We start from the raw sequence: 21,349 nt of genomic DNA on the forward strand, positions 1-21,349 counted from the left end.
AGTGACACGACCGGTTGCGGTCGGTATCGCATTGCTCGCCGCGGCCGTCGGCTGTGGTGGCGGTGGCGATACCGGCCCCGACCTGACAGCCGCGCCGACCGGGGTGGGCTGGCAGGACTACCAGGGCATCTCCCTGCCGCACACCGATCAGGGCCCGAAAACAGTGGGGCAGGGCGCCGCGACGGGGTTCGAGCATTCCCCGCGCGGGGCCGGGCTGGCGGCACTGACCCACACCATCCGGTTGTCGGTGGCGCCGGACAGTCAGTGGGCCCAGGTGGTGAACACCGAACTCGTCCCGGGGCCCGCGCGGGACGAGTGGGCGATCAACCGAGTACAGCTGTCGATCACCGGACCCGCCACGGCGGAGTACGCGCCGAAATTGTTGGGTTACAAAATTACCGAATATCGTGACGAGCGAACGACTGTCGACGTCTATACCGAATACTCCGACCGCTCACGGGCGGTGAACCACACCACGGTGAGCTGGTACGGCGGAGACTGGCGACTGCAGTTACCCGATCCCCGTTCCACCGACCGGCCGGTCGACCCGATCGATGAATTACCGCAGGACATTGTGACATTGGAGGCACCGCAGTGAGCGAGAAGGAGCCGGGCACGCGCGACCGCGCGTCCTTCGGCATGATCGCCTCCGGTGCCCTGCTCGCCCTGATCATGGTCGTCGGCGCCGTCGTGTACTTCACTCGCGACGGCGGCAGCGAGGTGGACAACGCGCCGCCGCCCGCCCAGGCCGCGGGCGGAACAGGATTCGCCGAACCCGAGGTCGACCTGCTCGGCAGGCGGGTGGACATCCCGAACAACCCGGCGGGTCAGCCGCTGGCCCAGCAACCGGGTACGCAACGTACCGCCGCGGACCCGGATTGGCTGACCGGCGCGCCGGAGGGCACCACGAAACCGCACGGCTGGCAGCGTGTCTACGGCGCGTCGGTGCCGTTCTCCACCTCCGACGGGCCGTCGCGAATCGAAGACGGCCTCGCCGTCGGCTACGCGCGGACACCGCAGGGCGCCGCGCTGGCCGCCGCGCAGATCACCTACCGGCTCAACGCCCGCCCGGCCGACCGCGACCTGTATGTGACCCAATTGCGGGTCAGCACAGCGCAGCTGGCCGCTTACGACTCCGCGCTGTCGGGCGAGCGGCTGCCCAAACAGCAGCCGGAGAAGGTGACCCGGTATTTCGTGGCCTCCGACGCGTTCAAGATCGACGATTTCGCCGAGGATCTGGCGATCGTGCGGCTGGCCTCACGCGGTCCGGTGATCGATGGCAAGCAGTTGTATGCCGCCATGCGGATGATCGTGGTGTGGGACGCCGGTGACTGGCGGCTCAAACCGTCGACGACAGCAAATACCCAGACCGAGTACGTGGAATCGCTGGCGGGGTGGACGACATGGTGATCGAGGTACAGCACAGCCCGGATCGATTCCGCGCGGACCATCGAGGGGTGCCAACTATGCTGAGGCGGATCGTCACCATTTTCGCGGTGATCTTCACCGTGATGATCGCGACGCCGACGGTGGCCTACGGCCAGACCTACGGCTTCGACGAGGCGTGCAACGAACTGCACGACACCCTCGACAGCGTCGCGATCCCCGGAGTCTCGCTCGGCGACGCGGCCTCGGCGGTGTGCAAGGCGGGCAATGCCGCCTCCCACCCCGGCGACGCGGCCACCGCGGTCAAGGACAAGGCGTGGGATTCCACCTTCGGCAAGGTGGTCGACTCGCTGATGAAGGGCCTCGGCGAGGCGCTGATCCTGGCGTTGACCTTCTGGATGAAGGTGCCCAACGAGGCGGTGAGCGACTCGGGGGCACTGTTCACCAAGATCAACGACTACACCTATCAGATCCAGATATTGCTGTTGATCGCCTCGGTGATCATCACCGGCGGCCGATTGGCCGAGGCCAGACGCGGGGCGGCCGTGAGCGAGGCCGCCGAATCGTTCCGCCTGTTCGCCAGGGTGGTGTTCAGTTCGTGGATGCTGGGTGCGGTGATCGTCGCGGGTACGCGAGCCTCGGACAAGTTCTCCGAGTGGATCATCGACGACGCCACCGGCGGCAACGCCAAGAACATGGCCGAGCTGATGGTGAAAACCAGCAAATTGCAGGCCTTTTCGCCGGGTCTGGTGCTGATCATCGCCATTGTCGGACTGCTCGGCGCGCTCGCCCAGATCGTGCTCGCCATCGTTCGGCAGGGCCTGCTGGTGGTCGCAGCGGGCGTGCTGCCGCTGGCCGCCGCCGCCTCGGCGACCGGCACCGGTAAGCAGTCGTATCAGAAACTGGTCGGCTGGATCATCGCGTTCATGCTGTTCAAACCGGTGGCCGCGATCGTGTACATGATCGCGTTCACCACCGCGGGCCACGTCGACGAGACCACGGAGTCCGGTGGCTTGCCCAGCGGCGAGGACGCGCAGCGGATGCTGGTCGCGCTGGTGCTGCTGTGCAGCGTGGCGTTCGTGCTGCCCGCGCTGATGCGACTGGTCGCGCCCGCGGTGGCCACGGTCGGCACCGGCGGTTCGGGTCTGATGGTGGCCGGTGGTGCGGCGGTAGCCGCCATGGGGCTCGGCGCGATCGGCACCAAGGCTGTCGCCTCCCGGCCGGTGGCGGCGCCCGGCTCCGCGGGCTACTTCGGTAGTGGCGGTGCGGGTCCGCGGCCCGGTGGGCCCGGCGGCGGGGGAAGTGGCGGCGGTGGTGCGGCGCCACGACCGATGCCGCCACCACGTGGGGGTGCGCCCGCGCCCGCGACGACGAGTTCGGGCTCGGTGCCCGCGGGGGCGGCCCGCAATGTGGCCGCCGCACGGACCGCGGCCAACACCACCGCACGCGCGGACCAATCGATGGGCGACGTCGCCGGTGACCGCTGGGCGAATCGTTCACCCGACCTCGGCAGGAGCACGATTCCGCGATGACGACCTCGGCGACCGACACCTACGAGCGCCGCTCGTACGGGCTGTGGCAGAAACCGCGCAGCGCGGGCCTTTTCGGCCTGCGCTGGGAAGAGACCGTGATCGGTTTCGTCGTGGTGATCACGGCACTGATCTGCGCGATGGTCGGTGGATTCAAATGGGGTTTCATCGTCGGCGGGCTCGGTGCGCTGGTGATGGTGCCCCTGGTGTGGCGGACGGGGGGCCGCTCGGGCTATGAGACGGGACTGATGATGTTCAACTGGAGGCGCTCGCGCAACAACGGCGAGCACGTGTATCGCGGTGGCCGGTTCTCCCGGATCCCCGGCGGTGTCACGAAACTGCCGGGGCTGCTCGCGCCGTCGAAGCTCTACGAAGGCATCGACGCCGGTGGGTATCACTTCGGGATGATCCATCTGCCCGCGTTCGCGCAGTACACGGTGGTGTTGCGGGCCTGGCCGCAGGGGCACGAGGCGGTGGACCAGCCGGTGATCGATCGCTGGGTCGCGGCCTGGGGCACTTTCCTCGCCTCGGTCGGGCAGACCAGCGACATCGTCGCGGTGGTGCCGGTGATCGACACGGTGCCCGAGACCGGAAACCGGTTGCTCAACGAGGTGTCCACGATCACCCGCCCCGAAGCCCCCGATCTGGCCCAGCAGGTGATGTACGAGCTGGCTACCGAATTGCCGCAGGAGCGTGTGCAACTGCTGCCGCGGGTGGCGATCACGTTCAAGGCGACCACCGCCGAGCGGCGCAAGAACCCGGCCGAGGAAGCGGTGGAGATCGGGCGCAGGCTGCCCGGTATCTGCGCGGCGCTGGCCGAGGCGGGTGTGCGGGCGCAGCCGATGTCGGCGGAGGAGGTCATCTCCTTCATCCGCCGCAGCTACGACCCGGCCTCGCAGGCCGACCTCGAGGTGGCCGCGGCCGATCCCGGCGGGCACGGTCTCGGCTGGGACGACGCGGGTCCGGTGTCCTACGACGAGAAGTGGGATCACCTGATCCACGACGGTGGCCGCTCGGTGACCTGGGAGATGGACGCGGCGCCCGAGGGCGCGGTGGACGAGCGGGTGTTGCAGCGACTGCTCGCGCCCAATCCCGAAGTGCCACGCAAACGCATCGCGATCGTCTACCGGCCACACTCGGCCGCCGACGCCGCCGAGATCGTCGACGACGATTTCAAGAACGCGCTCGTGGCCCAGCAGAGCGAACGCGGCGTGGTGTCGGCGGCGGCGACGCTGCGCGTCGGCGCCACCCAGCAGGCGCGCGAGGAGCAGGCCCGCGGACACGGTGTCACCCGGTTCGGTGCGCTGGTCACCATCACCGAACCGCTGCGCGGTGACCTGCCCCGTATCGAGGCCATCACCCGCGACCTGTCCACGCAGGCTCGGCTCAAGATCCGGCGCTGCTACCGCTACCAGTCCGCGGCGTTCGCGGCATCTCTCGGTTGCGGCGTGATCCTGCCCGAACACGCAACCATTCCGAAGGCATTGGCGGGGTGAGGCGATTATGGGACGCGACTACGAACCCCCGGTGCGCGATCGCGACGACGTCGCGTTGCGCCCGGTCCACCGGCCGCCGCGCATCCGCGGCGAACGCGAGCCACGGCCCGCGGGGAGCGCGCCGCGCGTGAGCGACGACGTGCTCGGCCTCGACGAGCGCACCGAACGCGACGAGCGCGAACGCTCGGCGCGGGGTTCACGCGTGCCCGAAGAACGCCCGTCGGGTGAGCGCAGGTCGCGTGAGGAACCCCGTGCCGACCGAGTCCGTCCGAACCGACCGCGTGGCGAGGAACCACGCAGGCCGAGGGAGGACGAGGACGGTCGCGTTCGTTCCCGCGGTGACGAGATGCACGGTCGCGGTGAGGGGCCACGCGCACCCGGCCGCGAAGGTACGGGGGAGCGCCGCACCCGGCGCCCGCATCCCGATGCCGAGCGGGCCGCACGGGCGCGGGCCGAACGTGGGCTGCGCGACGAGGACCACGGCCCACGTCTGGAACACCAACGCCCCCAGAATGATCCGCGTCGACGGCCGAAGCAGGCCGAACCCAAGCTGACGAAGAAGAAGCCGAGGCCCGCGAAGGCTGTGCGCGCGATCCGGCCCGATGAGGCCGCCGACCGCGCGATGGGTTCGGGGCGGTCCGCGAAATCGACCAAGCCGGACCGGCGTTCGCAGTCGGGCCCGACGCTGCTCGACGACGCCACCCGCGCCCGCTACGAGATGATCGCCCGGGAGCAGTCGGGTCTGCGGGCGGCGTGGGCGACCTTCCGGATCCACACCGACGACCTACGCCGCAACAACGCGAACGCCCGCAGCGAGGCCGTCGTCAAGGACGGATTCGACCGCACCACCGCCGAATTGACCGACCGCGGGTACTCGGGCGCGGGCGGCGGCAAGATGAACGTCGTCGGTCGCCCGGTGGAGTATCGGGCGACCACCGCCCAGGTCGCGGGTCTGTGGCCGTGGTCGGTCGGTGCGGGCGCGCCGCTGATCGGCACCCCGCTCGGCTCGCATCTGCACACCGGCGCCCCGGTCTGCTTCGATCCGATGAACTGGTTCATGCGCGGCAGCTTCATCACCGCGCCCAGCCTGTTCGTGCTCGGTCTCAACGGTTTCGGCAAGTCCTCGCTCGTGCGCCGGATCGTGCTCGGCGGTATCGCCCAGGGCATCACCCCACTGATCCTGGCCGACGTGAAACCCGACTACCGCAAGATGGTCGAACTCGTCGGCGGTCAGGTGATCGACCTCGGCTACGGGCACGGCAAGCTGAACCCGCTGGCCGCGGGCGTGCTCGGTTCGGTGGTGCCGCGCCTGGCGGACAAACCCGCACTGCAACGTCAGGTGCTGCAGGATCTGCGGGCCAGACAGGTGACGCTGATCGCGGGCCTGGTGGAACTGGTCCGCGGCGCCCGCGTGGCCGACTTCGAGGAAACGCTGATCGCCACCGCGCTGCGCATCCTCTACCAGCCCGGCGGCTTCACCCCCGACAAACCGCCGATCATGGAAAACCTGCTCGAGGTGATCGTCGGCGGCGGCGCCGAGATGATGCTCGACGCGGGCGCCGACAACACCGACGAATACCAGAACGCGATCAAGGGGCTCCGCCGTTCGCTGCGCGCGCTCACCCAGGGCCCGTTCGGCGCGATCTTCAACGGCCAGACCAGTGTTCCCATCGATACCGGCGCTGTCGCGGTATGTATCGACGTCTCGCACATCCCCAGCGGTGACAAGAAGCTCAAGGCCGCGGTCATGTTGGCCTGCTGGGCAGACGGTTTCGCCTCCGTCGAGGCCGCGCACGTGCTGGCCGACGCAGACCTCGGCCCGCAGCGCTACTTCCAGGTGGTGATGGACGAGCTGTGGCAGGTGCTCGGTCTCGGTGACTTCATGGTCGACCGCGTCGACGAGCTGACCCGTCTGCAGCGTGGCCTGGCCACCGCCCTGATCATGATCAGCCACACCATCAAGGACCTGCAGGCGCTGGGGTCGGACGCCGCGATCGCCAAGGCCATCGGCTTCCTGGAACGCGCGCGCGCCAAGATCTTCGGCGCGCTACCGGCCGAGGAGATCAGCAGGCTCGACTCCACGGTGCCGTTCACCTCGGCCGAGCAGGAGATGGTGACGAGTTGGTCGGCGCCGCAGGCCCTCACCGGTGAGGCGCTCAAGCCCGGCCAGCAGCGGCCGTCGCCGCCCGGTACCGGCAAGTTCCTGCTGAAGGTCGGCGAGGATCGCCGGCCGGGCATTCCTTTCCACATGGAGTTCACGGTGTCGGAGCGAGAAAGCGGAATCCACGACACGAACCAGCGCTTCAGCGAGTTCGGCGACAACCCCAGGGGCACGCCGGACTATTCGAACGGGAGTGAGCAATGATGCCGCACCGGTCCTATCGCCGGGTTTCGCCGGAGGTCCGCAACGCCGCCGTCGCCCAGGTGGTCGCGCTGACCGACAAGTTGCGCAGCGAATCGGAGGCCTGCCGCATGGTGGCCGAACAGATCGGTGTGCACGCCAATTCGGTGCGCAACTGGGTCCGCGCGACCCAGGACCCGAGCCTGGATCGCATGGACGCCACCGCGCTACGCCGCAAAGTGGCGCTGCTGCAGCAACAGCTGGCCGCCGCCGCGGAAATGAACCGCACGCTCGCCGACACGCTCAACGAGTCCCGGCGCCGCACATGAACTCCGCCGCGGCGGACGTTGCGCGAATCGGCGCCCGGCGCGGAACGCGGGGAGGCGGCCGGTGAACGTCCGCACGATGATGATGACGGTGTTCGGCTCGGTCATCGGGTTGGTCGCCCTGGTGCTGGTGATCGTGCTGCCGTCGTCGGACGAGACCTGCGAGACCGGCGATGTGCTGGTCGGATCGTCGGTGCCCACGCTGCCCGAACTCGGTGGTGACAACCGTGCCGGTGCGACGAGTGCCGCCGCGCCGACATCGAATCCGGCGGTCACCGGTACGCCGTCGCTGGCCGCTGGTGTCGGTCCGCTGCGCCGCACGTTGCCGCTGGAGACCGGAACGTTCACCATCTCCGATGTGTTCGGTTCGCGCGGCGGCGATCACAAGGGCATCGACATGGCCGCCACCGACGGCACCACGATCTACTCGGTGTCCGACGGCAGGGTCGTCGCCGCCGGTCCCGCTTCGGGTTTCGGCAACTGGATCGTCGTCGATTCCGTCGACACCAACGGTCGCGCCTACTCCGCGGTGTACGGCCACATGTGGGACGCCGGCGTCAAGGTGCGCACCGGCCAGACGGTGACCGTGGGTCAGCCGATCGGGATGGTCGGGTCCGCGGGCGAATCGAGTGGCCCGCACCTGCATTTCGAGATCGTGCCCGGTGGCCGGTTCACCGGCGGTCGCCAGATCGACCCGATGCCGTGGCTCGACGGCGCGCCGACCCCGGATGTCGGCGGCGCGCGGGCATTTTCGAGCGATCCGAACTGTGTGCGTGGATTCGGCAGCGCCGGTGGGGCACTGGCCGACGGGAAGGTGCCCGCCGAACTCGAGATCTGGTATCGCCGCGCGGGGACGGTGTGCCCGGAGATCTCCTCGTCGCTGCTGGCCGCGCAGGCCAAGCAGGAGTCGGGATTCCGGCGCGGGCTCACCTCGCCCGCGGGCGCGCAGGGCCTGGCCCAGTTCCTGCCGGGCACGGCGGCGGGCATCAATCCCGAGGACGGTCAGCCCTATGTCATCGACGCCGACGGCAACGGGTCCGCCAGCGTGTGGGACGACGGTGACGCGATCATCGGCCAAGCCCGCTACATGTGTTCGATCGCCCACAAGATCGCGGGCTGGATGGCCGCGGGGCGCGTCTCGGGCGACCTGGCCGCTCTCACCCTGGCGGGGTACAACGCCGGTGAGGGTGCGGTGCTGGCCTCCGGGGGGATGCCCAATCAGTATGCGGCGCACTATTCCGAGACCAGGCCCTACGTCACCAACATCCTGTCGATGGAACCCCAGTACCGCGCGCCCGGCGCGCAGGGCCGGTTCACCCCCGGGCAGGGCAGCGACGGCGAGCAGATCGTCGAGGCCGCCCACGACTGGCTCGGCACACCGTACGTGTGGGGCGGTGGCGGCGTGCAAGGGCCGAGCGGTGGCGGATTCGACGGGCCGGGGCTGACCGCCGCGGCGGTGTTCGCCGCGTCCTCGGGCGCGGTCACGTTGCCACGCACCGCCGAACAGCAATGGGAGGCCGGACGGGAGGTCCCGATCGCGAAGGCGGCGGCCGGCGATCTGGTGTTCAGCGGGTTCGGGCGGCAGGGCCCGACACAGGTCGGGATCTACGCGGGCAACGGTCGGCTGATCCAGTCGGTGCCGCCGGCGAGCAACCGCGGTGGTGGGGGTGTCGCCGAGGTGGCGGTGCCCGGCGACGCACGGGCGAGGAGGGTGTTGTGACCACGCGACCAGCGATAACCTGGTGGGAGAGAACACGAATCCGCACAACCCCGGCGGTGATGCTCGTGGCAGTCCTGCTCTCGGTTCCGGCGTGCGGTGGCGACGCCGAGCCGACGCGTCCCGAGGCGACTTCCACCACGCGTCTGCTCGAAGCCGCGGTCGACCCGACGACTCCCGACGGTGTCGCGGTGGTCGCGCTGCGCGAGGTCTACACCTGGAACCCCGCGACCGAGCAACCCGGATCCTCGCTGCAGCGCGCGCGAGAATGGCTGGGGCCCAGCATGATACGTATGCTGGACAGTTCGATCGGGGCCACCGAGACGCCGAAACCGTCGCTGCAGTGGGCCGACTGGGCCAAGGCGAAAGCGCGTGTAGAGGCGTTCACCTTCGCCTCGGGGGAGCCGGCGCCCGCGAGCGCCGATTCCACGGTGGCGCAGTACAAGATCGGCATCGAACAAACGGTCGTCTACCCGAACGGCCGCACCGAAGAGCTACCGCCGAGCACCGTCATCGCGACGGTGGTGCAGACCCCGCAGGGCTGGCGCCTCGACGCGTTCCGCTGACCACCCACCACGTCCACACAAGGAGGCACCCGTGGCGAAGAAGAAGGTGACGGATCCGGCCGCGGTCGGACCCGACACGACGCTGATCATGATCATGTTCGGGTTCGCGGCGCTGATCACCCTCGCCGTCGCCCTGCACCTGGGCAACGCGCTGGCGGTTGTGCCGCAGACCATTCCGATCAACCCGATCGCGGTGGTCGCCGATCTGGCGCGGGGCAAGCTGCACTGGCCGCGTGCGTCGACGGTGATCGTGCTGCTGGTGATCGCGTCGGCCATCGCGTATGTGGTGATCCGCAAGCGGTTGAAGAAGCGTGCGGGTGCGGGTCGGTTGGCGGTCGACGACAAGGCCGACCACATGGGCAGCGGTAGCGCGATCGCGTCGATCACCGAGGCCGGAGTCAGGGAGAAGGCGGCTGCGCTGGGTATGAAGCTGGGCACCAACGACTCACCCGGTGTGCCGATCGGCATCGCTGTCGCCGACGGCACCCCGCTCTACGGCTCCTACGAAGACCTGCATCTGGACATCTGGGGCCCGCGGCAGGGCAAATCCACCTCGCGGGTCATCCCGGCGATCCTCTCCGCGATCGGGCCTGTGCTGGCGACGTCGAACAAGCGTGACGTGGTCGACGCGACCCGTGATGTGCAGGAGGCCAAGGGCAGTCGCACATTCGTGTTCGATCCACAAGGCGTCGCCGGTGAACGACCGACCTGGTTCTGGGATCCGCTGAGCTGGGTCAACTTCCGCACCGAGGGGTGTGAGATGCGGGCGGCTCGGCTCGCGGGACACTTCGCCGACGCCGAGACCGGCGGCAGCGCCGACGACGGCGACAACTTCTTCGATCCTGAGGCCGAGGACCTGCTCGCCGCGTTCTTCCTCGCGGCCGCGATCGCCGGCAAACCGATCACCCAGGTGTGGGAGTGGGTGACGAATCCGCAGAATACCGAGGCGATCGAGCACCTGCGCGGCGCCGAACACCACTTCACCGCGTCCGGCCTCGCCATGCAGTACAACGCTGACGAGCGCACCAGGAGCGGCATCTTCGGTACTGCGAAGAAGATGATTCGCTGCTTGCAGTTGTCCAATGTGCACCCGTGGATCACCCCGGCCGACGGCGTCCGTCCCCAGTTCGACGAACTGGAGTTCATCGAACGCAACGGCACGCTGTACTGCCTGTCGCTCGAGGGGCGCGGTTCGGCCGCACCGCTGGTGAGCGCGCTCACCGAGGCGGTCATCGATGTGGCCATGCGCAAGGCCTCGCGCTCGTCGGGTGGCCGGTTGCCGATCCCGCTGCTCGCGGTGCTCGACGAGGCCGCCAACGTGGTGCGCTGGAAGGATCTGCCCAAGCAGTACAGCCACTTCGGGTCGCGCGGCATCGTGGTGATGACCGTGTTGCAGTCGTGGGCGCAGGGAGCGCGCTGCTGGGGCGAGGCCGGGATGAGCGCGCTGTGGTCGGCCGCCAACATCAAGGTTCTCGGCAGCGGAGTCGACGACATGGCCTTCCTTCGCGATCGGTCCGAGGCGATCGGCGAGTACGACTCGATCTCCGCGTCGATGTCGCAGTCGGGCAACAGCAAGAGCTACTCGCGTTCGCTGAGCTCCTCGGTGACCTTCACCGCGCAGGGCCTGGCGACGCTACCGCGCGGTCGTGCCGTCGTGTTCACCTCCGGTCAGCCCGCGGTCCTGGTGCGGACCGTGCCGTGGTGGGAGTCGGAGTACTCCGACGCGGTCAAGCGGTCGATCGAGCAGAACGACCCGACTCGCAAGACCCGCATCGAAGACCTTTTCGGGTCTCCGTCGTTAGCGAAATCTGTTCCGCCGGAAGAGATGGGTGAAGTCGAGGAGGTCAAGCCGCTGTGAGCTACGACAATGTCGCCAATGGGGAGATTACGAACGGCTACCAGGGGGTGTACGAGTTCGTCACCGAGTACTTGAGCCAGGTCTACCGGCGCCAGGTCACCGATATCAGTGACACGGTGTGGTGCCCGGAATGGTGGCACCACAGCGAGGCCGTGATCCGGTTGAGCGCGTTGTGGCAGGCCTGGGAGCATCACCGCCTGCAGGGCGGGACCGGCATCAGTGTGTGGTTCCTCGACCACGCGGACCCGCACATGACCAAGCTGTTCGACCCGAAAGGGCCGTTCAAATACTGCAGTGTGCGCAACGGTCACAAGGGGATGCTCGAACCGCTGCCGCTCAAGAAGCCGGAGGGCGCGGACGCGCAGATGTTCGGCAGTCCGGACATCGACCGGCTCTGGCAGAAGGGCCGCATACCGGACTGACCGAACAGATGCTCGGATCCCCCTGCCAGGCAAGGGGATCCGAGCATCTTCGGAGTCGGGTCAGCGACCGCGTTCGATGCCGCGTTCGATCCCGCGTTCCCCACGCTGACGCGCGAGGGTCGCGCGCATCACGGTGTCCCGGGACCGGATCGCCTCCTCCGGCGAGATGCCTTGGCCCATTTCGACCAGCATCCGAACCTGGGTGAGTTCCGGCGCGACGCCGGCTCGCTGCAGATGTGCCGCGATCGCCGAGCGCCGCTCGGCGGAGTCGTAGCCGACGCTCGGTGTCGCCGCGGCGTTCGAGGCGAAGGGGGAGCCCTGCGGCTTGTTGAGGTTGATGCCGCGCGATTCCACATTGCGGGATTCCACGCCGCGCGACTCCACCGTGCGCGACCCCACCGACATCATCTGCACGAGTTCGATATTGCGCGGATCCTTGGCCTTGAGATCACGCGCTTCGCGGATCTGCAGTTCGCGCGCTTCCTTCATCTTGGCTTCGATCGCCTTCGCCCGGGACTCGGCCTCTTTCTGGCCGTGTTCCCGCGATTTGACGGCGACCAGGATGGCCATCTGCAGCATGGTGCGCATCATGGACGCTGTTTCGCTGCCGATGTCGTCGAGTTCCGCCATGACTGCTCCCCGATGCTGCTGTGGAAGTGGACATCTGAGCCTACCGCGTGAAGGACACGGTGCGATGTCCGGCGGGCCGGGTCGACAGCGGAGAAAATGCGGGTGAGCGGTCTGTGAGCCGGATGAATCGTAGGGTTGCCTAGCCTCTGATGATCTTCTTCGCACGTCGGGGCGGGAAAACCGGAAACGGACCGGACACGCCAGCGTGTTCGGTCCGTTTCGGTACTGGGAAAGCGGGTGTCAGCCCACCTTGACGGAGTTGAACGAGATCGGGATGGCAGGCCCGCCGTCTTCCGCGCCACCCTTGACGCCGCCGCCCGCGACCTTGTCCAGGGTGGCCAGGCCGGCCTCGTCGATCGTGCCGAAGATGGTGTAGTTCGGCGGCAGCTGGGTGTCGCCGAAGACCAGGAAGAACTGGCTTCCGTTGGTGCCCTTGCCCTCCGGGGAGGTACCCGCGTTGGCCATCGCGACCAGGCCGCGCTTGTAGTTCACCGGCTGCTGCAGCGCCGGGTCACCGGCGGGGAACAGGTCGGTAGGGTATTCGTTGTCGAAGGTGTAGCCGGGGCCGCCCATGCCGGTGGCCGCGGGGTCACCGCATTGCAGGATGCCGAAGCCCGGCGTGGCCACGATGCGGTGGCAGCTGGTCTTGTCGAAATAGCCCTGCTGGGCCAGGCTCACCATCGAGTTGACCGTGCAGGGTGCCTGCGCGCTGTTGAGTGACAACCCGATCGGGCCCTGGGTGGAATCGATCGCCACCTTCACCTCGGGACCGTCGGTGGCGACCGACGTCGTGGTGGGCGCGGTGACGGGCTTCGCCGCAGGCTCCTGGCCCGCCGGGTAGCTGCAGTCGACGGTCGCGGGCTTGGCCGCGGGGGGCGGCGGACCTGGGATGTCGAGGGGAGTGTTGACGAACTGGGTCGTCGGCACCGCCGAGGACGACTCGGCGTTGGCCGACTCGCTGTCGTCGCCCCTGGTGAGGAAATACACGCCGGTCGCGGCGGCCGCGACGACTATCACACCCAGTACCGAGCCCGCGATCGTCAAGCGCTTGCGCTTCTTCTCCTGCTCGGCCCGTCGTGCCAGCTGGCGCTCCAGCTTGCGCTTGGCCGCCGCCCGTCGCTGTTCGTTACTCGGCACTACCGCGTTCCTCCCGTGTCGTCAGGTTCGTCTAGAGGGTAACCGGTTGGACGCGGGGGGCGCCCGTGGGGAAAACTGGACCATCGTGACCAAGACCAGCAGCTTCACCGCCCCGAAGGGGGTCCCCGACTACCTGCCGCCCGGTTCGGCCGAGTTCGTCGCCGTGCGCGACGGCTTGATCCACGCCGCCCGACTGGCGGGGTACGGGCATGTCGAGCTGCCGGTATTCGAACAGACCGCCCTGTTCGCACGGGGTGTCGGCGAGTCGACCGACGTGGTCAGCAAGGAGATGTGGACCTTCGCCGACCGCAACGGCGAGAGCTTCACCCTGCGTCCCGAAGGCACCGCGGGCGTGATGCGCGCGGTGATCCAGCACGGTCTGGACAAGAGCGGTCAGCTGCCGGTGAAGCTCTGCTACGCCGGTCCGTTCTTCCGGTACGAGCGCCCGCAGGCCGGTCGTTATCGGCAGTTGCAGCAGGTCGGCATCGAGGCGATCGGCATCGACGACCCCGCGCTCGACGCCGAGGTCATCGCGATCGCCGACGCCGGATTCCGCTCGCTGGGCCTGGACGGATTCCGCCTCGAGATCACCTCGCTCGGCGACGAGACGTGCCGCCCGCAGTACCGCGAACTGCTGCAGGAGTTCCTGCGTGGGCTGCCGCTGGACGAGGAGACTCAGCGCCGCGCCGAGATCAACCCGCTGCGTGTGCTCGACGACAAGCGTCCCGAAGTGCGCGAGCTGACCGCGAACGCGCCGCTGATGATCGACCACCTCTCGGAGTCGGCGAAGGCCCACTTCGAGCAGGTGCTCGGACACCTCGACGCGCTCGGCGTGCCGTACGTGGTGAACCCGCGCATGGTGCGCGGCCTGGACTACTACACCAAGACCACGTTCGAATTCGTGCACGACCAGCTCGGTGCGCAGTCGGGCATCGGTGGCGGCGGCCGCTACGACGGACTGATGGCCGAACTCGGCGGTCAGCCGCTGTCGGGCATCGGTTTCGGCATCGGGGTCGACCGGACGGTGCTGGCTCTCGCGGCCGAGGGCAAGTCGGCGGCCGATCCGGCACGCTGCCAGGTGTACGGCGTCGCGCTCGGCGACGCGGCCAAGGCGAAGCTGGTCGCGCTGGCCGGTGAATTGCGTGCCGCCGACATCAGCGTCGACCTGGCCTATGGCGGACGCGGGATGAAGGGCGCGATGAAGGGCGCCGACCGTTCGGGGGCGAAGTACACCCTGGTGCTCGGCGATCGCGATCTCGCCGAGAACACGATCGGCGTCAAGGAGATGGCGACCGGTGAACAGCGGTCCGTCCCGCTCGACGGCCTCGTGGCGGTGCTGCGCGAGGAGCTCGGTCGCTGAGTCCGCTTGTACAGCGGCTGGGCGCCGCGCTCGGCTGCTGAGGTCGGTGGGGCGCGGTAATCTGACCGCGCCTCATGCCGGGCGGGCCGGTGGGGGCGGAGAGGCAATCGTGGACGGGCAGTCCGGGCAGTCGCCGGCGACGGAACCGGTGGGAATCGACCTGGTGGCGCCCGAGGTGTTCGCGCCGATGTTGCGCAGGCTCGCGCTGGCCGCGCTCGGCGTGGGTGTCGGTGCGGCGTTGCTGTCGGCGGTATGGCTGAGCTGGCCGTACGCGATCCTGATCGGACTGGTCGTCGCTGTCCCGACCATCGGTTATGTCTTCGCGTTCCAGCGGCGGCGGCTGTGGTTGAGCGGCACCGTGATCCGCGCACACCGGTTGGTCGGCGAACACACAGTCGACCTCGCCGACGCCACAGGGGTGCAACTGCTGGTGTACCCCGCACGCCTGAGCCGCATCGTCCTGCGGGTCACCGTCGGCGGCGACACCCAATTGGTGCCGCTGGCGATGTACACCGACGTGGGCAGCGGCCGCGAACTGCACCTGCTCGGCCTGCGCAAACTGGCCGACGCACTCGCCGCCAGCGAACTCGCCGCGGCCATCGCGATCTCGGAAGTGCTCGTGGGGCAGTTGCGTGCCGAGGCTCGCGACGCCGGCCTCGACGAACGTCCGCTGTATCGCGCGGTGCGGTCGGTGCGGAGCAAGGACAGCGTCTCGCCGGTGGTGCTCACCGATTCCGAGGTCGCCGCGCTCGGCTGAGCGTCGCCGGATGGTGTCGTGGCCCGACCGCGTTTCCGGCGGTCAGCCGAAGAGAGCGAGCTGCGCGTCCTGTGGCCTGGGTGGGGGAGCGGCCGGCGTGGTGGGGCCTTGGATTCGGCGCAGGCCGTGGTGGTCGAGGAGGGGGTTCACCCGGTCGCGTAGCCAGTCGCGGTAGAGGGGAGTGACGTTGCCGCCGCGGGCGTAGAGCTGGCGGTAGCGGCGCATGAGCGCGGGGTGTTCGGTGCCGAGCCAGGTGAGGAACCAGTCTCGGGTGGGACCGCGCAGGTGCATCGGGAAGGCCATGGCGCTGGCCGCGCCCGCGTCAGCGATCGCGGCGAACAGGGCCTCGAGATGGGCCCGGCTGTCGGTGAGACAGGGGATGATCGGCGCGGCCATGACGTGGACGGCGAAGCCCGCGTCGGCCAGCGCGCGGACCAGGTCGAGACGGGCGCGTGGTTCCGGGGTGCCCGGTTCGAGGCTGTGATGCAGGTCGGGATCGAGGATGGCGATCGACACCGCGACGCTCACCTCGACGCGCCGGGCCGCCTCGGTGAGCAGCGGGAGATCGCGGCGCAGCAGCGGGCCCTTGGTGAGGATGGAGAAGGGGGTGCCAGAATCGGAGAGCGCGCCGATGATGCCGGGCATCAGGCGGTATCGGCCCTCGGCGCGTTGGTACGGATCGGTGTTGGTGCCGAGCGCCACCGCCTCCCGCTGCCAGGAACGGCGCAGGAGTTCGCGACGCAGCACCGCGGCGATATTGGTCTTCACCACGATCTCGGAATCGAAATCCTCGCCCGCGTCGAGGCCGAGATATTCGTGGCTGCCGCGCGCGAAGCAATAACGGCAGGCGTGCGAGCAGCCACGCATCGGGTTGATCGTCCAGCGGAAGGGCAGCGCGGAGCTCTCGGGCATCTTGTTCAGCGCGCTCTTGCACAGCACCTCGTGGAAGGTGATGCCGTCGAAATCGGGGGTGCGGACGGAGCGGACCAGCCCGGCCCTGGTCAGGCCGGGCAGTGCGCCGTCATCGGCGTCCAGGGTCTGAGCTTGCCACCGCACCCCACGAGTCGAACATTTGTTCGAACGACTGTCAAGCCTGACGCGACGCCCGCAGGAAGTCGACGAGATCGTTGACGGTCTCCGTAGTCGGGCGAGGGCGGTAGCCGAGTTCGCGTTCGGCCTTACCGTGATCGACGACCGGCGCCGAGATCAGAGCGCCCAGTGCGGCTTTGGACAGGCTGTCGGAGCCGAAACGCCGGCCGATCGGCTCGATCACCGGCAGTGTCGCGCCGAGTACCTTCGCCGGGATGGCGAAACGGGGGCCCTTGGCTCCGGTGCGGGCCGCCGCCATCCGGCAGAAGTCCATCATCGTGGTCATCTCGCCGCCGAGCAGGTAGTTCTCGCCGGTGCGGCCTTTGTCGCCCGCGAGGATCAGGCCCTGGGCGACGTCGCGCACGTCGACCAGGTCGAAGCCGCCGCCGATCATCACCGGAATCCGGCCGCGCATCGCCTGGCCGGCGATGACGTTGAGCCGGGACAGGCGATCGGGGAGGTCGACCGGGCCGTAGACGCCGGTCGGATTCACGATCACCGCGTCGAGCCCGCGCTCGATCACCGGGCGCAAGGCCAGTTCGCCGGACCACTTCGACCGGTCGTACACGGGCAAGCCGGGATCGTCTGAGCGGCCGGAGGTCTCGTCGATGTGCCCGCCCGCGCGGTACTGGTCGAAAGCGTGGATGGAGCTGGTGTGGACGAACCGGCGCACGCCCGATTCCAGTGCCGCCTCGGCGGTGACGCGCACGCCCTCGGTGTTCACCCGCCACGCCAGATCGTTGCGTTCGGCGAGGGTGATCAGCGCGACGAGGTGGTAGACCACCTCGGCGCCCGCCAGTGCCGCACGCATCGACGCCGGGTCGAGCACATCGCCTTCGATCCAGGTGACAGCCGGATCGGACGTGGTCGGGGCGGCGCGGTCGATCGCGACGACCTCGTGGCCGCGCTCGACGAGCAGAGGGATCAAGTTGGTACCGAGGTAGCCGGCTGCGCCGGTCACTGCGACCTTCATGAGCCCGAGGATATAGAACATGTTCTAGTTTTGATAGTGGATCACGCAGATCGAGGGTGGCACGACTCGAAAACTGCCGGGGAGTTCGGCTATATTTGGCGCCAATCGCAGTTGGGTGGTCGCGTCGGGAGTTTCGCGTCCGTCGCTCGCTTCTGTAGTGCAGACTTTTCACGACGAGTTGGGGGGATTTCGCATGACCGATCTCTCGGTGCAAACCGAAGAAGTCGCCGCGTTCGCGGCGACCAATGGCGGAGTGGCGGCACAGGTCGCCGCGGCGGGCAATTTCGACTTGGTTGCCAGCGTGTCGGCGGCGACGCCGGTGTTCGGCCTCATCGGCGCCGACTATCTGGCGATGTTCGCGGCCGCACAAGCGTTGCAGGCCAAGGACATCAACGACCTGTCGGCGAAGTTCAGCTCGCTCTCCGACGCGGCCTTCAAGTCGTCGGTGACCTTCGAGACGACCGATATCGACAATGCCGCCCAACTCGCCCGTCAGGCCGCCGGCCTGTGAAGCCGCTGAGCTCGGACGCGGGCGTCATCGCTCCCGATGCCGCGATGGCCGCCGCCGATGCCGCGACGGCGTCGGTGATGGGTGCGGTGCCCGTCGAGGCGCAAGCGATCCTGGACGTCCCGCTGATGCAGGTGCCCGAGGATTTGGCGACCGACGAGGAAGCGGTCTTCACACTCGCGCAGAAGATCACCGACGAAGCTCAGAACGTCAGCACGTCGCCCGCCGGGTTGGGTGGGCTCGGCGGCCTCGGCACCGGCGTGGAGCCCCAGGACATCCTGTCCGGCGTCGCGGACGACGCGTCGTCCGCGCTGAGTGGCCTGCAGGGGACGGTGGCTCAGGTCGCCGCACCCGCGTCGGCCGCCGCGCTGACCGCGTTCGACCAGGCCAAGTCCGCACTCACCGGCACTTCCGGTGCGGGCGCGTCGAGCACCTCCGGCGCGAGCACGTCAGCCGCCGCGACGACACTGACCGAAGATCCGGTCGCCGCACTGATGAGCGGCCTGTCGCTGCCCGCGCTGCCCGGCATCGACACCCTGTTCCAGCCGTTCCTCGACCTGCTCAGCAGCTTCGGTACCGGCGTTTTCGGCTCGCTGGACCCGACCTCGATCCTGAGCAATTCCTCGGCGGTCATCGAGCAGGCGATGACTCTCGCCCAAGGCGGCGTGAAGACCGTTCAGCAGGTGTGGGAGGGGCAGTCCGCCGACGCGGCGACCACCGCCAGCCAGCAGGCGCAGACGCAGGGGCAGGACACCAGCCAGCGCGGCATCGATATCTCCGCGCTCACTCAGCAGGCCGCTGCTGTCGTCCAGACCGGCAACGCCCAGCTCACCACGATCGCCACCACCTTCGCGGCCCAGGCCACCGCGCTCGCGCCGACGATCATGCTGCCCCCGACCCAGGCCACACTGATCGGCTTGGCCACTTCGCATCTCGGTGAGGCGGTGTCGGTCGTCAACGTCACCCGTGGGCAGTTGATGGGGTACACCGGCGAGCTCAGCGGCGTCGTCGGGCAGCTGGCCAGCCAGAGCGGCCTGCCCTCGCCCGAGGAAGTTCTCTCCGCGGCCTCGGAGAACATCGGCGAACCGCTGCTCACCCAGGCGGAGGAGGCTCTGACCGGCGGCGGCGATTCGTCCACCACCGCCGCGAGCACCACCGCGGGTACCACCACTCCCGGCTCTACTTCACCGTCGAGTGTCGGCACCGGTGGCAGTGGCGGTGGTTCCGGCTCCTCGCTCGGTGCGCTCGGTACCGCGCGCGGCAGCGCCGGTGGCGCGGCCGGCAGTACCGGCGGCACCCCGAGCTCGGGCACCCCGAAGTCCACCGCGGCCGTGCCGGGTGCGGCGGTTCCGGCGTCGGGCCGACCGATCAGCACGGTGATGGGCTCCGGCACCACCACGGCCGCGAGTACCGGCGGTACCTCCGGCATGATGGGCGGCGGTGGCGCGGGTGCCGGTGCCGGCCGTGGCAACAACGAGGAAGAACACGGTCGTACCGTGCAGCCCTACCAGAGCCGCACCGGCAACGACGATCTCACCGGTCCGCTGGGCGAATCCACGCCCGACGTGATCGGTGCCGTCCACGAGGACGAACGCGAAGCGGACGCGACCGCGGATCGGTTCTGACCGAGAAGGGGCTCGCCGGTGAAAACCGGCGAGCCCCTGTCGGTTCGGTGTCGAACGATCAGCTCTTGAAGGCGTCGACCAGCTTCTTGTAGAGGTCGGTGAAGCGCTTGCGCGCGGCCTTCTGCTCCGGGTTGAGGCCATCGGACGCCTCGGGGGAGTAGATCACCAGGTGGGCCTCATCGGTCGGATCGTCGGGCATCAGGTCGATGATCTGGGTGCCGCGGTTGTCGCCCGCCGGCATCCCGAAGTCGGTGTCCTTCAGCGCGTTGATCTCCTCGCGCGCGGCCGAGATCACGTCGGCGGCAACCTTTCCGGTCACCTGCTTGGGCGCGGTCTCGGGTTTACGGTCCTTGCTCACCGCGTCAGGCATGTGCACGGCCTTGCCGTCGGCGAACACCTGCAGGACCGGACGCAGGTCGGTGCGCTGTGACCAGCCGTCGGGGATCGTGGTCAGGCTCACCAACGGTAGTGGCGCCGGATCGGCATGGGCGAGTGCGCTCGCGCCGCTCAGGGCGAGAGCGCAGACGAGCAGTCCGGTCATGGTCGGGCGCATGGGTTCCCCTCGATCGAAAGACAGTGCCTGGTATCGCGTTCGAGGCGTCAGCGTATCCCGGGCGGGTTGTCGAGGTCACGCGCGGAATAGGTGTCGCACGCCTGCACCGACCCGGTCCGGTAGCCGACGAGGAACCACTTCTGCCGCTGTTCGGAGGATCCGTGGGTCCACGACTCGGGATTGACGCCGCGACCGGCCGAGCGCTGGATACGGTCGTCACCCACGGCATTGGCCGCCGACAGCGCGTCGCGAATGTCGTTGTCGGACAGGGGCTTCAGGAAGGGCTGTCCGCCGCCCGGCGAGGGCTGCTTGTCGGCGAAGTTGGCCCAGATACCGGCGTAGCAGTCGGCCTGCAGCTCGGTGCGGACCGCGCCCGAGGTCGCACCCTGCGGATCGCGCTGAGCCTTGCCGATATCGCCGAGCTGGTTCTGGATGTGGTGGCCGACCTCGTGCGCGACCACGTACTCCTGCGCCAGCGGTCCCGCGCTCGCGCCGAAGCGGTCGGTGAGTTCCTGGAAGAAGGCGGTGTCGAAATAGGCGGTCTGGTCGGCGGGGCAGTAGAACGGGCCGACATCACTGGTGGCGTTGCCGCAGCCGGTGCTCACGCCGCCGGTGAACAGCACCAGCTCGGGCTCCACGTACTGCTTGCCGGTCTGCTTGGGCAGCTGCACCGACCACACCGCGTCCAGGCTCTGCGCGGTGGCCACCACCCGGCAGTCGACGTACTTGTTCGCATCGGCGCCGGTCTTGCAGTGGGTCGGCGTTCCCGCGGTCCCCGGCTGTGCCTGCTGCCCGCTCTGCGCGCCGGTGAAGTTGCCGAGCACCGTCCCCGGATCGCCGCCGAGGAGCAACGTGATCACCAGCAGGATCAGACCGCCCGCGCCGCCGCCGAGGGCGAGTTTGCCGCCCATGCCGGGTCCGCCGCCCGACGAAGCCCGGCCGGGATCGATCTGCATACCTTCGTTGAAGGTCATCGCGGTACTCGCCTTCGCTCGGTTGTCCAGCTGTCTCACAGCGCGATTCACCGTCGGCGGGAGCGGCGACGGCGGACAGGTGTCACAAGCTTGACACGGTGA

20 protein-coding genes are annotated in these 21,349 nt (G+C 68.8%); 14 read left to right on the forward strand and 6 right to left on the reverse strand.

The features are described 5' to 3' along the window. The first annotated feature begins 1 nt into the window (after nt 1). The 10 genes from ACWF99_RS08190 to ACWF99_RS08235 all read left to right on the forward strand — a co-directional run bounded on the left by ACWF99_RS08190 (nt 2) and on the right by ACWF99_RS08235 (nt 11,641). Nucleotides 2-598, forward strand: a complete 597-nt coding sequence (locus tag ACWF99_RS08190) for a hypothetical protein (RefSeq protein ID WP_378626936.1) — start codon at nt 2-4, stop codon at nt 596-598. Then, nucleotides 595-1,410, forward strand: a complete 816-nt coding sequence (locus tag ACWF99_RS08195; RefSeq protein WP_378626938.1) for a hypothetical protein — start codon at nt 595-597, stop codon at nt 1,408-1,410. Before ACWF99_RS08190 ends, ACWF99_RS08195 begins: the two co-directional genes overlap by 4 nt. 56 nt (nt 1,411-1,466) lie before the next feature. Next, the gene (locus ACWF99_RS08200) at nt 1,467-2,918 is read left to right on the forward strand and encodes a hypothetical protein (protein ID WP_378626939.1); all 1,452 of its coding nucleotides are present in this window, start codon (nt 1,467-1,469) and stop codon (nt 2,916-2,918) included. After that, nucleotides 2,915-4,411 carry an SCO6880 family protein gene (locus ACWF99_RS08205; RefSeq protein ID WP_266290614.1) on the forward strand — a complete coding sequence of 499 codons (1,497 nt, stop codon included), beginning with the start codon at nt 2,915-2,917 and terminating at the stop codon, nt 4,409-4,411. The genes ACWF99_RS08200 and ACWF99_RS08205 overlap by 4 nt, the downstream gene beginning before the upstream one ends. Nucleotides 4,412-4,418: 7 nt before the next feature. Next, complete coding sequence (locus tag ACWF99_RS08210; RefSeq protein ID WP_452535487.1) at nt 4,419-6,776, forward strand: hypothetical protein; 2,358 nt, start codon at nt 4,419-4,421, stop codon at nt 6,774-6,776. Beyond that, nucleotides 6,773-7,081: a transposase gene (locus tag ACWF99_RS08215; protein WP_056810706.1), complete on the forward strand. Its 309-nt coding sequence runs from the start codon at nt 6,773-6,775 to the stop codon at nt 7,079-7,081. Before ACWF99_RS08210 ends, ACWF99_RS08215 begins: the two co-directional genes overlap by 4 nt. A gap of 61 nt (nt 7,082-7,142) precedes the next feature. Next, nucleotides 7,143-8,798, forward strand: a complete 1,656-nt coding sequence (locus ACWF99_RS08220; RefSeq protein ID WP_452535488.1) for a peptidoglycan DD-metalloendopeptidase family protein — start codon at nt 7,143-7,145, stop codon at nt 8,796-8,798. Further along, on the forward strand, nt 8,795-9,361 hold the full coding sequence (locus ACWF99_RS08225; RefSeq protein WP_452535489.1) for a hypothetical protein: 567 nt from the start codon (nt 8,795-8,797) through the stop codon (nt 9,359-9,361). The genes ACWF99_RS08220 and ACWF99_RS08225 overlap by 4 nt, the downstream gene beginning before the upstream one ends. 31 nt (nt 9,362-9,392) lie before the next feature. Continuing rightward, a complete protein-coding gene (locus tag ACWF99_RS08230) occupies nt 9,393-11,219 on the forward strand; it encodes a type IV secretory system conjugative DNA transfer family protein (protein ID WP_452535490.1) in 1,827 nt (608 codons plus the stop codon). Then, on the forward strand, nt 11,216-11,641 hold the full coding sequence (locus ACWF99_RS08235; protein ID WP_378626947.1) for a DUF4913 domain-containing protein: 426 nt from the start codon (nt 11,216-11,218) through the stop codon (nt 11,639-11,641). Before ACWF99_RS08230 ends, ACWF99_RS08235 begins: the two co-directional genes overlap by 4 nt. A gap of 60 nt (nt 11,642-11,701) precedes the next feature. Here the strand turns inward: ACWF99_RS08235 and ACWF99_RS08240 are convergent, their stop codons facing one another. Beyond that, entirely contained in the window at nt 11,702-12,271 is a 570-nt protein-coding gene (locus tag ACWF99_RS08240; protein ID WP_378626948.1) for a hypothetical protein, read from the reverse strand. A gap of 240 nt (nt 12,272-12,511) precedes the next feature. Next, nucleotides 12,512-13,408 (reverse strand): peptidylprolyl isomerase, encoded by an 897-nt coding sequence (locus ACWF99_RS08245; RefSeq protein ID WP_378626950.1) that lies wholly within the window; start codon nt 13,406-13,408, stop codon nt 12,512-12,514. 85 nt (nt 13,409-13,493) lie between these two features. Here ACWF99_RS08245 and hisS point away from each other — a divergent pair, with 85 nt between their 5' ends. Then, nucleotides 13,494-14,768 (forward strand): histidine--tRNA ligase, encoded by a 1,275-nt coding sequence (hisS, locus tag ACWF99_RS08250; protein ID WP_452535491.1) that lies wholly within the window; start codon nt 13,494-13,496, stop codon nt 14,766-14,768. Nucleotides 14,769-14,877: 109 nt separating this feature from the next. Further along, nucleotides 14,878-15,525 carry a hypothetical protein gene (locus ACWF99_RS08255; protein ID WP_452535492.1) on the forward strand — a complete coding sequence of 216 codons (648 nt, stop codon included), beginning with the start codon at nt 14,878-14,880 and terminating at the stop codon, nt 15,523-15,525. A 42-nt stretch (nt 15,526-15,567) separates the two neighbouring features. On the opposite strand, the gene ACWF99_RS08260 is transcribed toward ACWF99_RS08255, so the two are convergent. Both ACWF99_RS08260 and ACWF99_RS08265 read right to left on the reverse strand, forming a co-directional pair. Continuing rightward, entirely contained in the window at nt 15,568-16,581 is a 1,014-nt protein-coding gene (locus tag ACWF99_RS08260; protein WP_452535493.1) for an Rv2578c family radical SAM protein, read from the reverse strand. A 31-nt stretch (nt 16,582-16,612) separates the two neighbouring features. After that, nucleotides 16,613-17,587, reverse strand: coding sequence for an NAD-dependent epimerase/dehydratase family protein (locus ACWF99_RS08265; RefSeq protein WP_378626952.1), 975 nt, complete (start codon nt 17,585-17,587; stop codon nt 16,613-16,615). A 193-nt stretch (nt 17,588-17,780) separates the two neighbouring features. Between ACWF99_RS08265 and ACWF99_RS08270 the strand changes: the two genes are divergently transcribed. Together ACWF99_RS08270 and ACWF99_RS08275 are read left to right on the forward strand one after the other, a co-directional pair. Then, entirely contained in the window at nt 17,781-18,098 is a 318-nt protein-coding gene (locus tag ACWF99_RS08270; protein ID WP_378658534.1) for a type VII secretion target, read from the forward strand. Then, a complete protein-coding gene (locus tag ACWF99_RS08275; protein WP_452535494.1) occupies nt 18,095-19,720 on the forward strand; it encodes a hypothetical protein in 1,626 nt (541 codons plus the stop codon). The genes ACWF99_RS08270 and ACWF99_RS08275 overlap by 4 nt, the downstream gene beginning before the upstream one ends. A gap of 58 nt (nt 19,721-19,778) precedes the next feature. Here ACWF99_RS08275 and ACWF99_RS08280 read toward each other — a convergent pair whose 3' ends face one another. Next, a complete protein-coding gene (locus tag ACWF99_RS08280; RefSeq protein ID WP_378626956.1) occupies nt 19,779-20,273 on the reverse strand; it encodes a hypothetical protein in 495 nt (164 codons plus the stop codon). Between the two features lie 47 nt (nt 20,274-20,320). Continuing rightward, nucleotides 20,321-21,247: a KPN_02809 family neutral zinc metallopeptidase gene (gene ypfJ, locus ACWF99_RS08285; protein ID WP_378626957.1), complete on the reverse strand. Its 927-nt coding sequence runs from the start codon at nt 21,245-21,247 to the stop codon at nt 20,321-20,323. Nucleotides 21,248-21,349 lie beyond the last annotated feature (102 nt).

This window comes from Nocardia sp. NPDC055002 (assembly GCF_053608825.1).

What these genes read in the sequence shown, in the direction of transcription:
- ACWF99_RS08200 (WP_378626939.1), top strand. Translation starts at nt 1,467, where the DNA reads ATGCTGAGGCGGATCGTCACCATTTTCGCGGTGATCTTCACCGTGATG.
- ACWF99_RS08205 (WP_266290614.1), top strand. Translation starts at nt 2,915, where the DNA reads ATGACGACCTCGGCGACCGACACCTACGAGCGCCGCTCGTACGGGCTG.
- ACWF99_RS08210 (WP_452535487.1), top strand. Translation starts at nt 4,419, where the DNA reads ATGGGACGCGACTACGAACCCCCGGTGCGCGATCGCGACGACGTCGCG.
- ACWF99_RS08215 (WP_056810706.1), top strand. Translation starts at nt 6,773, where the DNA reads ATGATGCCGCACCGGTCCTATCGCCGGGTTTCGCCGGAGGTCCGCAAC.
- ACWF99_RS08240 (WP_378626948.1), bottom strand. Translation starts at nt 12,271, where the DNA reads ATGGCGGAACTCGACGACATCGGCAGCGAAACAGCGTCCATGATGCGC.
- ACWF99_RS08265 (WP_378626952.1), bottom strand. Translation starts at nt 17,587, where the DNA reads ATGAAGGTCGCAGTGACCGGCGCAGCCGGCTACCTCGGTACCAACTTG.
- ACWF99_RS08270 (WP_378658534.1), top strand. Translation starts at nt 17,781, where the DNA reads ATGACCGATCTCTCGGTGCAAACCGAAGAAGTCGCCGCGTTCGCGGCG.
- ACWF99_RS08280 (WP_378626956.1), bottom strand. Translation starts at nt 20,273, where the DNA reads ATGCGCCCGACCATGACCGGACTGCTCGTCTGCGCTCTCGCCCTGAGC.
- ypfJ (WP_378626957.1), bottom strand. Translation starts at nt 21,247, where the DNA reads ATGACCTTCAACGAAGGTATGCAGATCGATCCCGGCCGGGCTTCGTCG.